The following is a 15,189-nucleotide window of genomic DNA, read 5'->3' as shown; positions in this document are numbered from 1 at the left end:
GCCCCGGCCTCGGCGCGCTCGCGCAGCGCGGCCTGCGCGGCGAGCCGGTCGCGGCCCGCGGACAGGGCGCGGGACAGCGCGAGGGCGGTCCGGCGCTCGGGGCCCGAGAGGTAGCGGTTGCGGCTGGAGAGCGCGAGTCCGTCGTCCTCGCGGACGGTGGGTACGCCGACGACCTCGACCGGGAAGTTCAGGTCGGTCACCATGCGCCGGATCAGCGCCAGCTGCTGCGCGTCCTTCTGCCCGAACAGCGCGGCGTCGGGGCGCGTGAGGTGGAGCAGTTTGGCGACGACGGTCAGCATGCCGTCGAAGTGGCCGGGGCGGGTGGCGCCCTCCAGCCGGGTGCCCATGGGGCCGGCGCTGATCCGTACCTGCGGTTCGCCGCCCGGGTACACCTCGTCGGCGGCCGGGGCGAACACCGCGTCGGCGCCGGCGGCCGCGGCGATCTCCAGGTCCGCGTCGAGGGTGCGGGGGTAGCGGTCGAGGTCCTCGTTCGCCCCGAACTGGAGGGGGTTGACGAAGACGGTGACGACGACCTGGCCGGCGCTCCCGGCGCGCTCGCGGGCGGTGCGGATCAAGGTGGCGTGGCCCTCGTGGAGGGCGCCCATGGTCATGACCACGACGCGCGGGGCGTCCTGGACGCGGGGCAGCGCCGCCAGCTCGCCCGCGGTGGACAGCAGCTCCGTCATCGGGGGTCCCCTCCCAGGTCGCCCGGGGTGCCCGGGGTCGGCGGCAGCTCGGCGTCCTGGCCGAGCACGCCGAGCAGGTCCTCGGCCAGTTCCGGCTTGAGCAGGCCGTGCGCGAGGGCCCGGTCCGCGGTGGTCCGGGCCATCGCGAGGTAGCCCGCGACGGTGCTGGGGGCGTGCTTGCGCAGCTCGGCGACGTGGGCCGCGACCGTACCGGCGTCGCCGCGGGCGACCGGGCCGGTCAGCGCCGCGTCACCGGAGCGCAGGGCGTTGTCCAGGGCCGCGCCGAGCAGCGGGCCGAGCATCCGGTCGGGGTGCTCGACGCCCGCGGTGCGCAGCAGCTCCATGGCCTGGGCCACCAGGGTGACCAGGTGGTTCGCGCCGAGCGCGAGGGCCGCGTGATAGAGCGGACGGGCCTCCTCCGCGATCCATTCGGGCTCGCCGCCCATCTCGATGACCAGGGCCTCGGCGGCCAGGCGCAGCTCGTCGGGCGCGGTCACCCCGAAGGAGCAGCCCGCGAGGCGCTGCACGTCGACCATGGTCCCGGTGAAGGTCATCGCGGGGTGCAGGGCGAGCGGCAGGGCCCCGGCGCGCCGCGCGGGGTCCAGTACGGCCGTCCCGTAGCGCCCGGAGGTGTGCACGAGCAGTTGTCCGGGGCGGATCGCGCCGGTCTCGGCGAGGCCCTCGACGAGCGCGGGAAGCGTGTCGTCGGGGACCGTCAGCAGGACCAGCTCGGCCCGGGCGAGGACCTCGCCGGGCGGGACGAGCGGCACGTCGGGCAGGAGTTCCTCCGCGCGCCGCCGGGAGGCGTCGGAGACGCCCGAGACGGCGACGGGCCGGTGTCCGGCCTGCTGGAGCGCGCGGGCGAGGGCCGGGCCGACGCGGCCGGCGCCGACGACACCGACGGTGAGCCGGGCGGGGCGGTCCGAGGGATCCCGGAACTCCGTCTGATGGGCTGTGTTCACGCGGGGCGAGCCTTCCGTTCCAGTCCGCGGGGGGTACCGGACGATACGCCGCCATCGTAGGCCCTGCCGCCGCTGGCCGTCCGGCCCGTCCGCCTCCGCGGAGTCGGCCCGGACGGATCGGGCAGGATCGGGCCATGGCATACGACAAGGACGACGACGCGGAGCAGAAGATCCGGCGGCGGGACGCCTTCCGGGGCGCGGAGCGCAAGCTCTCCCGCGGCGGCGCGGACCGGACCGTCGCGGAACAGCTGGCGGAGCTCGCCGCCCTGCCCGCCCTGCTGGGCCGGGACCCCGCGGAAGAGGCCGACACGTACGGCGACGGGGTGGTCGCGGAGCTGGAGGCGCGGGTCGCGGAGCTGCTGGGCCTGGAGGACGCGGCGTACTTCCCGTCCGGGACCATGGCCCAGCAGGTCGCGCTGCGCTGCTGGGCGGGCCGTACCGGCAACCCGGTGGTGGCCCTGCACCCGCGCAGCCACCCCGAGCGCTACGAGGACGCCGCGCTGCCCGTCGTATCGGGGCTGCGCACGGTGCACCCGACGAGCGAGCTGCGCCAGCCGACGGCCGCGGAGGTGCGCGAGCACCCCGAGCCCTTCGGCACGCTGATGGTGGAGCTGCCGCTGCGCGATCCGGGGTTCCTGCTGCCCACCTGGGAGGAGCTGGAGGAGCTGGTCGCGGCGGGCCGGGAGCGGGACGCGGTCATCCACTTCGACGGGGCGCGGCTCTGGGAGACCACCGTCCATTTCGGGAAGACGCTGCCGGAGATCGCGGCCCTCGCGGACTCCGTGTACGTCTCCTTCTACAAGTCGCTCGGCGGGCTGAGCGGCGCCGTGCTGGCCGGACCGCGCACGCTGATCGAGGAGGCGCGCGTGTGGCGCCACCGGTACGGCGGCCAGGTGTTCCGCCAGTACCCGCAGGTCCTGAGCGCGCTGGCCGGGCTGGAGCGGGAGCTGCCGAAGCTGCCGTCGTACGTCGCGCACGCCAAGGTGGTCGCGCGGGCGCTGCGGGAGGGCCTGGAGGCCTCGGGGCTGCCGTGGTTCCGGATCCAGCCGGAGGTGCCGACCACCCACCAGTTCCACGTGTGGGCGGCGTACGACGCGGACGCGCTGACGGAGGCGTCGGTGCGCCAGGCGGAGGAGACCGGGACCCAGCTGTTCGGCCGCTGGTGGGCGGAGGGCCCGCCCGGGCTGGCGCTGGCGGAGCTGACGGTCGCCCAGGAGGCGCTGTCCTGGACGGAGCAGGACGTCCGGGACGCGGTCCGCGGCTTCGTGGAGCGGATCGAGGGGCTCGGGAAGGCGTAGGGGGCGCAGGGGCGGCGCGCTCGGGCGGGGCCCGCTCCCCGGTGGGCCCCACCGGGCCCGGTCAGCAGGACCGCGCCCGGTGCGGAGCGTGGTGCAGCAGCCGGGTCAGTACGCGGTGCAGGGCCGCGCGCCACGGGTGGCGCGCCTCCCTGCCGTCGAGTACGGCCTGGAACCGCGCGTAGGTACGGACGGCGCGCAGCTCCCGGAGGTCGTGGCGGCCGGGCTCGGGCGGCATCGGGGTCTGGTGCTGGGTGGCCCGGTAGGTGTCGAGGAGGTACTGCTCAATGGCGGTCATGTCCTCCACTCTCACTCTGTCGGCGGCATCCCGCCCGTCGATTGACGCGTGCCGTCAATCGGCCCATCACGGCCGTGCGCGATGGCGCACCATCGTGCTCTGACCGGCCAGAATGAGCCCATGAGCGTCACCATCGACATCGCCGGCCTGCCCACCGGGCGCATCACCTTCGCGCCCTCACCGCTGGCCGAGCTGTGCATGGCGCTGCACGCGCTCTCGCAGCCCGCCCACCACACGGGGCTGAGCTCCTGGATCACCGCCACCACCGCCGCGATGAACCCCTGCCTGGCCGACCGGCTGCTGGAGGGGGACTTCATGTGGCGCAGTTCGTTCGCGGACATCTTCATGCCCTTCGCTGCCGTGCCCGGCGGGTCCGGGCGGCCGGCCGCCACGCTCGCGGAGGAGCTCGACGTCCTGGACCGGATGGACGACGAGCGGTTCGTGCTGGCCGCGCTGGAGCACTGCTGGCTGGCGCTCTACAACGACGGCACGGCGGCGTCCCCGCTGACCGACCCGGCGGCCCGGGCGAAGGCGCTGGAGACGGCGGCCGCGCGCGGGCCGCGCCAGCTGGACTTCTCGCTGCGGCTGCTGGACGACCCGGCGGCGGTCCGGGTCTGGCTGCGGCGGCTGCTGGAGGACTGCGACGAGGCGTTCTTCGCGGACACCTGGCGGCGGATCGAGCCGCGCCAGAGCGCGGACGCCCGGCACAAGGCGGAGGTGTTGCGCCACAAGGGCCTGCCCGCCGCGCTCAAGGAGGTCTCGGCGGCGCTGAGCGTGGACGCGGCCGGGACGCGGATCACCGTGGACAAGATGGTCCACGGTTCGGCGACGGCGACCGATCCGCGCGTCGGGTCCGGACTGGTCTTCATCCCCACGAACTTCGGCTGGCCGCACCTGCTGGTGCTGCACGCCCCCGGCTGGCGGCCGGTGGTCCACTATCCGATCGGTTCGCCCGAACTCACCTCGTCCCCCGGCTCGGTGGAACTGCTCCAGCGGCGGATGGAGGCACTGGCCCATCCGATGCGGATGCGGCTGTGCCGAAGTCTTGCGCGGGCCTCGTATACGACGAGCGAACTGGCCACGGTGTACGGGATATCCGCGCCCGAGGTGTCGCGTCACCTGTCCGTGCTGAAGAAGGCCGGACTCCTGCGGACGCGGCGCCAAGGGCGGTACGTACAGCATGAGTTGGATCTGGCCACGGTGTCGCGCATCGGCTCGGACTTCATCGAGGGAATCCTGCGGTAACGGCTGGTCGGGAGGGGTGTCCGGGGCTGGCCGGAATGCGTCGGCCGGGTCCGTATCGACGTACCGATATACGGAATTCATAATCCGGAATCGGCGAAAACTCTGGCCATAGCGGCGCTTTGATGCCTAACGTGCGTCACATCGGCCACACAGCTCCTTCACAGTTTCAGCCGAGGCTTCTGCTTGCTCGTTCGCGCTTGTCTGCCCGTTCGTCCGTTTGCCCGTTTGCCCGTTTGCCCGTTCGTCCGTTCGTCCGTCTGCCCCGCTTGTCGTGAAAGGACTTCTGCATGCCCTCACGCCGTATAGCCGCAGCCACCGCCGCCCTGGCGGCCGCAGCACTCGTCTCGCCCCTGCTGCTCGCGGGACCGGCCGGAGCGAGCTCCCCGGCCAGTGACGCCGCACGGGGCGACGCGCTGGCCAGGAAGCTGGTCGCGGAGGCGACGGGGAAGGGGGCCTACAACCACCTGAAGGTCCTCCAGTCCATCGCGGACTACAACAACGGCACCCGGGTGGCCGGTTCGAAGGGCCACGAGCAGTCGGCGACGTACATCAGCCAGGTCCTCAAGGCGGCCGGCTACACGGTCACGAAGAACGAATTCGACTTCGTGTACGTCGAGGCCATCGCCCAGACCCTGAAGGTGACCGGCGCCGCGCCCCGCGACGTCCCGATCCACCTGATGACCTACACCGCGAGCGGCCCCGCCGGGGGCGTCACCGCCCAGGTGGCCGCCGCCCCCGTCGACGCGGACGGCAGCAACGGCTGCGAGCCGGGCGACTTCGCGCCGGGCGCCTTCACGGGCAAGATCGCGCTGGTCAAACGCGGCGGCTGCACCTTCGCCGTCAAGCAGACCAACGCGGCCGCGGCCGGCGCGGTCGGCGCGATCATCTTCAACAACACCGACGGCGCCCTGAACGGCACCCTGGGCGACCCGGCCGTGGGCAAGGTCCCCACCGGCGGCATCAGCCAGGCGGACGGCGAGAAGCTCATCGCCGACCTGGCGTCCGGCCCGGTCGAGGTCACCCTCGACCTGCGGGAGCTGCGCGAGAACCGCAAGACGTACAACGTCATCGCGGAGACCAAGGGCGGCGACGCGGACAACACCGTCTTCCTCGGCGCGCACCTCGACTCGGTCGCGGCGGGCCCCGGCATCAACGACAACGGCTCCGGCTCGGCCGGCATCCTCCAGGTCGCGCAGCGGCTCGCGAGCAGCCAGTCGAAGGTCAAGAACAAGGTGAGGTTCGCCTGGTGGTCGGCGGAGGAGTACGGCCTCCTCGGCTCCGAGGCGTACGTCGCCTCGCTGACCCCGGCGCAGCAGAAGCAGATCAAGCTCTACCTGAACTTCGACATGATCGCCTCGCCGAACTCCGCGTACTTCGTCTACGACGGCGACGACTCGGACGCCACCGGCGCGGGCCCCGGCCCGGCGGGCTCGGCGCAGCTGGAGAAGGGGATCACCGACTTCCTCGACTCCAAGAACGTCCCGCACGAGGGCACGGACTTCTCCGGCCGCTCGGACTACGGCCCGTTCATCGGGGTCGGCATCCCCTCGGGCGGCACCTTCACCGGCGCCGAGGGCATCAAGACGCCGGCGCAGGCCGCGAAGTTCGGCGGTACGGCCGGGGTCGCCTACGACGTGAACTACCACGCCAAGGGTGACGACATCACGAACATCGACCAGAAGGCGCTCGACATCAACGTCGACGTCATCGCCAACGCGGTCGGCCACTACGCCTACGACCTGGCCCCGCTGACCCAGCCGGTCGCGTCCCACCCGACCGGTGGTTCCGGCAGCGGGGGCGGCCTCCACGCGGGCCACGACGGCGTACCGGAGTAACACCCCGGGGCTCAGCCCCGGACCCCGCGCCTCAAACGCCGGCGAGGCTGAAAGATCCAGCCCGTCCGGCGTTCGAGGACCGGGTCCGGGCGGAGCCCGGTTTCGGGAAGGGGCGGGTAGGGGAAGGCCCCGCGCAGCGGCCACCCGCCACCCCGCGGAGGCGCACGGTCACCCCGGCCAGGCCGCCAGGCCCACCGGCTGGACCAGCCACCCGAAGTCCCCCAGCCCACCCCGCCCGGTGAGCTCCGCCGCCTCCCCCGCCCCCGCGAGCGCACGCACGTACGCGGCCGGATCCGTGGACGCAAGAGCCAGCGGCGGCCGCCCACCCGAAACCCCCAGCGCCCCCAGCGCCACCCGCTGCGTCAGCAACACCGACCCCTCCCCCGCACACGCGTCCAGCGCGACATGCGCGGTGACATCGGCCGTCCCGTCCGGCACCGGCGGCACCTCCCGCCCCGCCCGGAACCCGGTCAGCGTCCCGTACGGCGGCCGCGCCTCCCGCCCGTGGGCGTAGTCCACCGCCACCGCCAGCCCCCGCTCCAGGCTCGCCACGGCCGCCGCCCACGCCTCGTCCCGGGCCCGGCCGATCTCGGCACGGCCGCCGCCCCACCCGGGCCACCACCGCTCCAGCCACTCCCGGTCGGCCTCCTCCACCGGCCCCCCGGGCGACTCCGTACCGTCGGGGGCGACCAGCACGTACCGGCCCCCCTCGGACACGTCCAGCGGCACGTTGTCGAGCCACTCGTTCGCGAACAGCAGCCCCCGCGTCCCGGCGGGCGGCTCGGCCACCCACCGGATCCGCGGGTCGAGCCCACCCGGCTCGGCGGCCCGTTCCACGGCGTACGCCCGCACCCGCGCCGCCACCTCCGGCGGCAGCGCCCCCAGCACCCCCGTCAGCAGCTCCCCGCGCCCGGCGCCCACGTCGACCAGGTCCAGCTCCGCCGGACGCCCCAGCTCCGCGTCCACCCACAGCAGCAGCCGCGCCACGGCGGCCGCGTACAGCGGGGAAGCGTGCACGGAGGTGCGGAAGTGCCCGGCGGGGCCGGGGCCGCCCGGGCGCACGTAGAACCCCTGCGGCCCGTACAGCGCGCGCTCCATCGCGTCCCGCCACCGGACCGGCTCCGCGCCTTCACCCTGAGTGCTCACCGCAGAAAGGCTAAGGCCGCCTCCACCTTGGGGAGTACACCTCCCGCGCACGGATCGCACCTGTGGTTGACTCCAGCACCTATCCACTGTCCCTACTCTGGGTTACGTGCAGCGCCTCTACGATTTCCTCCGCAGACACCCGACGGGCGTCGACAGCTTCTGGGCTGTCCTCCTCTTCGGGATGGCCATGCTGCAGGTATCCGGGAGTTACGACTCGACCCGCGAGCGGCTGCTCGCCGTACCGACCGTGTTCGCGCTGTCGGCGGTCGTGGCCCTGCGCCGCAAGTGGACCCGGCCCATGCTGTGGCTGACCCTCGGCACGGGCCTCTACCAGCTGGCCAGCGGCTCCCTGCCGAACCTGGCCAACCTCGCCATGCTGGTCATCGTCTACACCGTCGCGGCCGGAGACGAAGCACGCTGGGTCTCGCGGACCGCGCTGGCGCTCGGCCTGCTCGCCTCCCCCGTCACGGCGCTGCGCTGGGGCGTCGACAAGAACGACGTCTACTCCGACATCTTCTTCGTCCTCATGCTGATCGTGCCCTTCGCGCTGGCCTGGGTCCTCGGCGACTCCCTGCGCACCCGGCGGGCGTACTACGCCCAGCTGATCGAGCGCAATCAGCGCCTGGAGGGCGAGCGCGCGGCCCAGGCCAAGATCGCGGTGGCCGCGGAGCGCGCCCGGATCGCCCGCGAGCTGCACGACGTCGTCGCGCACAACGTGTCGGTGATGGTCGTCCAGGCCGACGGCGCCGCCTACGTCATGGACGCCGCGCCCGAACAGGCCAAGGAAGCCCTCCAGACGATCTCCGGCACCGGCCGCCAGGCGCTCGCCGAGATGCGCCGCCTGCTCGGCGTGCTGCGCACCGGCGAACCGCAGGAGTCCGAGGACTACGTGCCGCAGCCCGACGTCGAGCAGATCGAGGTGCTGGTCGAGCAGGTCCGTACGGCCGGACTCACCGTCGACTTCGAGGTCGAGGGGGCCCCGCGGCCGCTGCCGACGGGCGTGGAGCTGACGGCGTACCGGATCGTCCAGGAGGCCCTGACCAACACCCGCAAGCACGGCGGCCCCGATGCCAGCGCGAGCGTCCGGCTGGTCTACTTCGACGACGGGCTCGGCCTGCTGGTCGAGGACACCGGGCGGGGCGCGGCCCACGAACTGTACGAGGACGGCGGCGCGGACGGCGCCGGACACGGCCTGATCGGCATGCGGGAGCGGGTCGGTATGGTCGGCGGAACCCTGGACGCGGGGCCGCGCCCCGGCGGCGGCTTCCGGATCAGCGCACTGCTCCCGCTGAAGAAGTGACGATGACTATGGCGATGACGATGACGATGAGGACGAGGTAAGCGAACTGATGTCCATCCGAGTGATGCTCGTCGACGACCAGGTGCTGCTGCGCACCGGCTTCCGGATGGTGCTCGCCGCCCAGCCGGACATGGAGGTGGTGGCCGAGGCCGGGAACGGTCTGGAGGCGCTGGAGGTGCTGCGGGCCACGAAGGTCGACGTGGTGCTGATGGACGTCCGCATGCCGAAGCTCGACGGGGTCGAGGCGACCCGGCGGATCTGCGAGCCGGACGAGCACCCCAAGGTGATCATCCTGACCACCTTCGACCTCGACGAGTACGCCTTCTCCGGGCTCAAGGCGGGGGCGAGCGGCTTCATGCTCAAGGACGTGCCGCCCGGGGAGCTGCTGGCCGCGATCCGGTCGGTGCACTCCGGGGACGCGGTGGTCGCGCCGTCGACGACGCGGCGGCTGCTGGACCGGTTCGCGCCGATGCTGCCGTCCACCTCGGCGGAGCCGCAGAACAAGGACGTCGAGCGGCTGACGGAGCGCGAGCGGGAGGTCATGCTCCTGGTCGCCCAGGGGCTGTCGAACGGCGAGATCGCGGCGCGGCTCGTCCTCTCGGAGGCCACGGTCAAGACGCACGTGGGCCGCATCCTGACGAAGCTGAACCTCCGCGACCGCGTCCAGGTGGTCGTCCTGGCCTACGAAACGGGCCTGGTCCGAGCGGGCGGCGGCCCCACGCCCTAGCCCTTCCGGGGGCCCGGCCCCCTGAGTACCCGCGGCCCGGCCTCCCCTCCGGAGGCCGGCGGGGGAGCCGACGCACGCCAGAGGCCGGGCAGCGCCCCTGGGGCACGGGCGCGGGGCGGCGTCGCGTCAGGTCATCCAGCGGTCCGGGCGGGACGTGGCCCGGGAGGTGCGGGAGCGGGCCGCTTGGGCGGCCAGGAGTTCGGCCGCGTCCGCGGCCCCCCGCAACGACGCCGTCACGGCCTGGTTGGCCCCGGTGTCCAGGTGCACGTTCGCCAACCCCCCCAGCCGCACCCACGGCCCCTGCGTCACCCGCACGCTCTGCACCTTCGCGTGCGGCACGATCTCCGTCCGCCGGCACACCCGCCCCCGCCGCGCCACGAACACCTCCGGCGTCACGGCCAGCCCGTACCCCTTCCACCACACCGGCACGATCCACCGCGCCCCGCCCCGCGGCGAGGGCGAGAACTCCAGCCCGCCCAGGTCCACCCCCGGCAGCACCCGCGCGATCACCCCGTACGCCGCCTCCCGCGAAGCGACCGGCACCAGGACGTCGTTCTTCGACCCGGCCACCGCCAGCTCCACCCGCACCCAGTCGCGCCGCCGCCACAGCAGCGGCTCCACGATCCGCACGGTCTGCACCCGCCCCGGCGGCACCGTCTCGTGCGCCCGGTCCGCGAGCCCGTGGTCCAGCCGCAGGCCGTCCGGCGACTCGGCGACCGTCCAGTCGTACTCGGTCAGGAACCGGCCCAGGCTGCGCCCCCACATCGCCCCCAGCAGCGGCACCAGCGTGACCATGGCGGCCCACAGGTTGGAGCTGAGCCAGAACACCACGGCGGGCGCGGCGAGCCCGGCCGCCACCGCCGCCAACACGCCCATGCTGAGCAGCAGCGATTCGACCAGCTGCCGGGTGCTCAGGCGCAGCAGCTCCCGCACCGGAGCCTCACCGAGCCCGACGGCCTCCTCGGGGGCGAATCCGGCGGCCCGCGCCAGCAGCTCGGCCCGCAGCGCGACCGCGTCCTTCTCGGAGAGGAAGGCCAGCTCGTCCTTGTCCTCGGTGCCTATGACGTCGAGCTTGAGCTTGGCGACCCCGGCGATCCGGGCCAGCAGCGGCCGGGTGACGTCGACGGCCTGGATCCGGTCCAGGCGGATGTGCGCGGTACGGCGGAAGAAGAGCCCGGTGCGGACGCGCAGTTCGGTGGGGGTGACGGCGTAGTACGTGAAGCGCCAGCTCAGGAAGCCGTAGAGGCCCGCGGCCGCGACCACGGCGAGCAGCACCAGGGCTCCCAGCCCGCTGCCCAGCCCCACGGCGGAGTCCTTGACCCACTCCTGGGCGCGCTCGCCCTGCTGGACGAGCACACCGGCGGTACCGCCGATCGGCACCCATGCGCGCCGCAGCGGCGTGAAGGGGTGCAGCCTGCGCTCCACGGCGGGCGTCGGGCCCGTCACAGGCCCGCCGACCTTGCCTCGCCCAGCTCGGTCAGCCGGTCGCGCAGCCGCTCGGCCTCCGCCGGGACCAGCCCGGGGATGGTCGCGTCCGTGGTCGCGGCCGCCGTGTGCAGCTGTACGGTCGCCAGCCCGAAGCGGCGCTCCAGCGGCCCCGAGGTCACCTCGACCAGCTGCATCCGCCCGTAGGGGACCACGGTCTCCTGCCGCCACATCACCCCGCGGCTGATCAGCAGGTCGTCGGCCCGCTCGGCGTACCGCCAGGACCGCCAGTTCCGCCCGAGCAGCACCCAGCACCAGGCCGCCGGGGCGACCCACACCACGGCGAACGCCGCCCACGCCGGCCCGGCCAGCAGCCCGAGCAGGACGCCCGTACCGATGGCGGACAGCGCCGCCCACATCACCAGCAGCAGCCGCCGCATCGTGAGCAGCCCCACGGGCAGCCCCACCCACCCGGGCCCGTCCGCCCCACCGCGCGCCCCACCCGAAGTCCCCGTTTCCATGCCCCCACCCTAGGGGGGTGGCGTGTCGATCAGGCCGGGCCCGCGGCCTGATCGACACGCCACCCCCTTCGGCTGCGAGAATGCGCGCATGACGGAGACCACGGTCGGCATCGGCGGAGCGGCGGAGAGCACCGACATGGTGCTCAACATCGGCCCCCAGCACCCTTCCACGCACGGCGTGCTGCGCCTGCGCATCGTCCTGGACGGCGAGCGGATCATCTCCGCCGAGCCCGTGGTCGGCTATATGCACCGCGGCGCCGAGAAGCTCTTCGAGGCGCGGGACTACCGCCAGATCGTGATGCTCGCGAACCGCCACGACTGGCTGTCCGCGTTCTCGAACGAGCTGGGCGTGGTCATGGGTGTCGAGCGGATGCTCGGCATGGAGGTCCCCGAGCGCGCGGTGTGGATGCGCACGCTGCTCGCCGAGCTGAACCGGGTGCTGAACCACCTGATGTTCCTGGGGTCGTACCCCCTGGAGCTGGGCGGGATCACCCCGATCTTCCACGCGTTCCGGGAGCGCGAGGAGCTCCAGGCGGTCATGGAGGAGATCTCCGGCGGCCGGATGCACTACATGTTCAACCGCGTCGGCGGCCTCAAGGAGGACCTCCCGGCGGGCTGGCTCGGCCGGGCGCGGGCCGCCGTGGCCGACGTCCGGTCGCGGATGCACGTGTACGACGACCTGGTCCACGGGAACGAGATCTTCCGCGGCCGCACCCGCGGCGTCGGCGTCCTGTCGGCGGAGGCGGTGCACGCGTACGGCGTCTCCGGGCCGATCGCCCGCGCCTCGGGCGTGGACTTCGACCTGCGCCGCGACGAGCCGTACCTCGCCTACGGCGAACTGCAGGACGTCCTCAAGGTGGTCACCCGCACCGAGGGCGACTGCCTGGCCCGGTTCGAGTGCCTGCTGGACCAGACCCACAACGCGCTGGACCTCGCGGTGGCCTGCCTGGACCGGATGGAACAGCTGCCGCCCGGCCCGGTCAACCAGCGCCTCCCGAAGGTCCTGAAGGCGCCGGAGGGCGAGACGTACGCCTGGACCGAGAACCCGCTCGGGATCAACGGCTACTACCTCGTCTCCAAGGGCGAGAAGACCCCGTACCGGCTGAAGCTGCGGTCCGCGTCCTTCAACAACATCCAGGCGCTGGCCGTGCTGCTGCCCGGACAGCTGGTCGCGGACATGGTGGCCATCCTCGGCTCGCTCTTCTTCGTCGTGGGCGACATCGACAAGTAGCCGCGGGCGCCCGGCCCCCCTCCCTGCCCTGCCCTGCCCCGCCCTGCCCCGCCCCCGCAAAGCCCATGACAAGGGCGGGGCGAACCAGCAGGGTGGGGTCATGACTTCTGGCCTGAGCCCGGCACTGGCGGGCGCGTACCTGCGGCGGCTCGGCATCGGCGAGCCCGGACCGCCCTCGGCCGCCGCGCTGTTCGCGCTGCACCGCGCGCACGTCGAACGCGTCCCGTACGAGAACCTCGACATCCAGCTCGGGCGGCCGCCGGGCATCGACCCCGAGCTGTCGGCCCGCCGGTTCGCCGCCGGGCGCGGCGGATACTGCTTCCACCTCAACGGCGCCTTCGCCCTGCTCCTCGAAGCGCTCGGGTACGAGGTCACCCGGCACGTCGGCGGTGTGTCCGACGAGCGCGCCTCCCAGAAGATCAGCGGCAACCACCTCGCGCTGAGCGTCCGGGTGGAAGGGGAGGCGTACTTCGTGGACACCGGACTCGGCGACGGGCCGTACGAACCGATGCCGCTGCGCGAGGGCGGCTGCCTGCAGGGCGGCTTCGCGTACACCCTGACCCCGTTGCGGAAGGGCGGCGGCTGGACCTTCGCCAACGTGGGCGGGCCCTTCCCGGTGATGAACTTCCGCTCGGCTCCGGCGACGATGGCCGATTTCGCGGCCGAGCACGTCCGGCTGACCACCGCCGCCGACTCCGGCTTCGTACGGACCCTCGCCGCCCTGCGCCGTGACGCGACCGGGATGGACGTGCTGCGCGGCCGCACCCTGAGCCGGGTCGAGGCCCACACCGCCCCGGTCAAGCGGGAGCTGGGCAGCGCCGCGGAGTTCTTCGAGGTGCTCGCGGGGGTCTTCGGGCGGGAGCTGGACGATCTGGACGCGGCGGACCGGGCCGTCCTGTGGACCCGCGCGAACGCCCCGGCGGCCGACAAGCTGGAGGAGCTGGAGGAGAAGGAGAAGGCCTAGCGACGGGTGACCACGGCGCTGGCGATGTCCGCGGCGCTGGCGATGTCCGTGCGAGGGGGCAGACTTGGGGCATGTCCCACTCCCCCCGCCGTGCCTGCCCCGCCTGCGGACGCGACTGCGCCGTGACCGCCGGCCGGATCGCCCGCCACGATCCGCCCGCGAACCGTGGCGAGCTGGTCTCCTGCCCCGGTTCGCGGGCGCGCGTGGTGCTGGGCGCCTCGGCGCCGACCCTGGACGGTTTCGTGCTCGCGGAACACCCGGGGCAGCTGCCGCTGTTCTGACCGGGTCGCCCGGAGCGCCACCCCGCTCCCGGTGGCCGGCGGACGGCGGACGGCGGACGGCGGTGGGGTCGGGGCCTAGGAGATCGCGGTGCGCAGCTGCACGACGTCGATCGGCTCGGTCTCGTCGTGGGCGGTCAGGTCGATGACCTGGCCCACGGCGCGCAGTTCGGGGGTGGAGGGCTTGTACTCCGGTCGGCCCGCCTCGGCCACCGCCTCCGCCTTGTGGGCCGCCAGCACCTCGGCGCCCACGACGTCGGCGAGGTCCTCGTTCTGGACCGACTCGATCACGGCGCGGGCCTGGGCGGGGGTCTTGGTGCCGAAGAAGTCGAAGCCGCCCTCGACGCGGGAGACCGTACGGCGGGACGCGGAGTAGGGGGCCACGGCCGCCGCGAGCCGCCGGGCCGGGACCGCGGCGGCCGGGCCGGGCCGTGCGTGCGTGACCGCCTGCGGCGGGACGACCGCGTCGGCGGCGTCCGCAGCGGCAGCGCCGGGTTCCGCATCCGCGGCCGAGGTGGCCCGCGCTCCGGCTTCCGTTCCGGGTCCCTCTCCGGATTCCGCTCCGGATTCCGTTCGCGCTCCGGCCGCCGCCACGACGACCGCTTCGGCCCGCGCGCTGCGCTCGGGCCGCCGGGCCTGGTGCGCCGCACCGGCCCCGTTGGCCTCCGCCTTGCGGGCGAGGGCCCCCAGGGCGGCGTTGGCCCGGGCGTAGCCCACCGGGGTGGGCGCGCCGCTCGCGGTGCGCTCCTCGGAGACCGGCGGGAGTTCCTTCGGCGCGGCCGCCGGGGCCGCGGCGGCCTCGATGGCCAGCAGTCGGCGGCCTTCCAGCGCGCTCGCCCGCTCGGTCTCCGCCGTCGCGTACCGGCGCAGCAGCGCCGCGTGCTCGCCGCGCAGCCCCGCCAGTTCGACCCGCTTGGCGCGCAGCTTGGTGTCCAGCCGGGTGCGCAGCGCGCGGGATTCCTCGAGGTCGGACTCCAGCTCGGCTATCCGCTCGTCGGTGCGCCACTCGTCCTTGACCCGCTCGCGGGTCAGCTCCGCGACCCGGCGGCCGGCCGCCCGGTCCCAGCCGCGCATGACGACGGCGGCGGTGACACCGGCCGCGCCCGCGAAGGCCACGAGCAGCCGGAGCGCCACGGGTTCCGCGAGCAGCCAGGCCACGCCCGCGCTGGTGATCGAGGCACCTGCGAGGGTCGTCGGCGTGAGCAGCCGGTGCAGGGGTTCGGGATTGCGGTGGCGTCCACGGGGCATGGCCTGAAATTTACAGGGCGTAGGGGGC

The 15,189-nt window shown here is 73.8% G+C and carries 15 protein-coding genes; 8 read left to right on the top strand and 7 right to left on the bottom strand.

Features of this window, described 5'->3' with window-relative positions; translation table 11 throughout:
- Positions 1-686 (bottom strand): pantoate--beta-alanine ligase (panC, locus tag ABT084_RS32360; protein ID WP_351051645.1); only part of this gene is annotated, 686 nt, incomplete at its 3' end.
- Positions 683-1,648 carry a Rossmann-like and DUF2520 domain-containing protein gene (locus ABT084_RS32355; protein WP_351051643.1) on the bottom strand — a complete coding sequence of 322 codons (966 nt, stop codon included), beginning with the start codon at positions 1,646-1,648 and terminating at the stop codon, positions 683-685. The genes ABT084_RS32355 and panC, both read right to left, overlap by 4 nt.
- A gap of 134 nt (positions 1,649-1,782) precedes the next feature.
- Here ABT084_RS32355 and ABT084_RS32350 point away from each other — a divergent pair, with 134 nt between their 5' ends.
- Complete coding sequence (locus tag ABT084_RS32350; RefSeq protein WP_351051640.1) at positions 1,783-2,946, top strand: threonine aldolase family protein; 1,164 nt, start codon at positions 1,783-1,785, stop codon at positions 2,944-2,946.
- A 61-nt stretch (positions 2,947-3,007) separates the two neighbouring features.
- Here ABT084_RS32350 and ABT084_RS32345 read toward each other — a convergent pair whose 3' ends face one another.
- Positions 3,008-3,241 (bottom strand): hypothetical protein, encoded by a 234-nt coding sequence (locus ABT084_RS32345; protein WP_351051637.1) that lies wholly within the window; start codon positions 3,239-3,241, stop codon positions 3,008-3,010.
- A gap of 120 nt (positions 3,242-3,361) precedes the next feature.
- On the opposite strand from ABT084_RS32345, the gene ABT084_RS32340 reads away from it, so the two are divergent.
- Together ABT084_RS32340 and ABT084_RS32335 are read left to right on the top strand one after the other, a co-directional pair.
- The gene (locus ABT084_RS32340; RefSeq protein WP_351051634.1) at positions 3,362-4,486 is read left to right on the top strand and encodes a DUF5937 family protein; all 1,125 of its coding nucleotides are present in this window, start codon (positions 3,362-3,364) and stop codon (positions 4,484-4,486) included.
- 287 nt (positions 4,487-4,773) lie between these two features.
- Positions 4,774-6,321, top strand: a complete 1,548-nt coding sequence (locus tag ABT084_RS32335) for a M28 family metallopeptidase (protein ID WP_351051631.1) — start codon at positions 4,774-4,776, stop codon at positions 6,319-6,321.
- 168 nt (positions 6,322-6,489) lie between these two features.
- On the opposite strand, the gene ABT084_RS32330 is transcribed toward ABT084_RS32335, so the two are convergent.
- Positions 6,490-7,419: an SAM-dependent methyltransferase gene (locus tag ABT084_RS32330; protein ID WP_351051651.1), complete on the bottom strand. Its 930-nt coding sequence runs from the start codon at positions 7,417-7,419 to the stop codon at positions 6,490-6,492.
- 154 nt (positions 7,420-7,573) lie between these two features.
- Between ABT084_RS32330 and ABT084_RS32325 the strand changes: the two genes are divergently transcribed.
- Positions 7,574-8,767, top strand: coding sequence for a sensor histidine kinase (locus tag ABT084_RS32325; RefSeq protein WP_351051628.1), 1,194 nt, complete (start codon positions 7,574-7,576; stop codon positions 8,765-8,767).
- Between the two features lie 49 nt (positions 8,768-8,816).
- Positions 8,817-9,494 carry a response regulator gene (locus ABT084_RS32320; protein ID WP_351051625.1) on the top strand — a complete coding sequence of 226 codons (678 nt, stop codon included), beginning with the start codon at positions 8,817-8,819 and terminating at the stop codon, positions 9,492-9,494.
- 126 nt (positions 9,495-9,620) lie between these two features.
- Here ABT084_RS32320 and ABT084_RS32315 read toward each other — a convergent pair whose 3' ends face one another.
- Both ABT084_RS32315 and ABT084_RS32310 read right to left on the bottom strand, forming a co-directional pair.
- The gene (locus ABT084_RS32315; RefSeq protein ID WP_351051622.1) at positions 9,621-10,940 is read right to left on the bottom strand and encodes a PH domain-containing protein; all 1,320 of its coding nucleotides are present in this window, start codon (positions 10,938-10,940) and stop codon (positions 9,621-9,623) included.
- Entirely contained in the window at positions 10,937-11,440 is a 504-nt protein-coding gene (locus ABT084_RS32310) for a PH domain-containing protein (RefSeq protein ID WP_351051619.1), read from the bottom strand. The genes ABT084_RS32315 and ABT084_RS32310 overlap by 4 nt, the downstream gene beginning before the upstream one ends.
- Before the next feature lie 88 nt (positions 11,441-11,528).
- On the opposite strand from ABT084_RS32310, the gene ABT084_RS32305 reads away from it, so the two are divergent.
- From ABT084_RS32305 to ABT084_RS32295, 3 genes are all read left to right on the top strand, one after another.
- The gene (locus ABT084_RS32305; RefSeq protein WP_351051616.1) at positions 11,529-12,671 is read left to right on the top strand and encodes an NADH-quinone oxidoreductase subunit D; all 1,143 of its coding nucleotides are present in this window, start codon (positions 11,529-11,531) and stop codon (positions 12,669-12,671) included.
- A 100-nt stretch (positions 12,672-12,771) separates the two neighbouring features.
- Complete coding sequence (locus ABT084_RS32300; RefSeq protein ID WP_351051613.1) at positions 12,772-13,635, top strand: arylamine N-acetyltransferase family protein; 864 nt, start codon at positions 12,772-12,774, stop codon at positions 13,633-13,635.
- Positions 13,636-13,706: 71 nt separating this feature from the next.
- Positions 13,707-13,916, top strand: coding sequence for a hypothetical protein (locus tag ABT084_RS32295; RefSeq protein WP_351051610.1), 210 nt, complete (start codon positions 13,707-13,709; stop codon positions 13,914-13,916).
- A 75-nt stretch (positions 13,917-13,991) separates the two neighbouring features.
- On the opposite strand, the gene ABT084_RS32290 is transcribed toward ABT084_RS32295, so the two are convergent.
- Positions 13,992-15,161, bottom strand: a complete 1,170-nt coding sequence (locus ABT084_RS32290) for a hypothetical protein (RefSeq protein WP_351051608.1) — start codon at positions 15,159-15,161, stop codon at positions 13,992-13,994.
- Between the last annotated feature and the right edge of the window lie 28 nt (positions 15,162-15,189).

The sequence above is a fragment of the Streptomyces sp. NPDC002138 genome (assembly GCF_040296485.1).
Taxonomy (GTDB): Bacteria; Actinomycetota; Actinomycetes; order Streptomycetales; family Streptomycetaceae; genus Streptomyces.
Note: the sequence above shows the minus strand (reverse complement) of the source record. Positions and strands in the feature narration are given on the sequence as shown.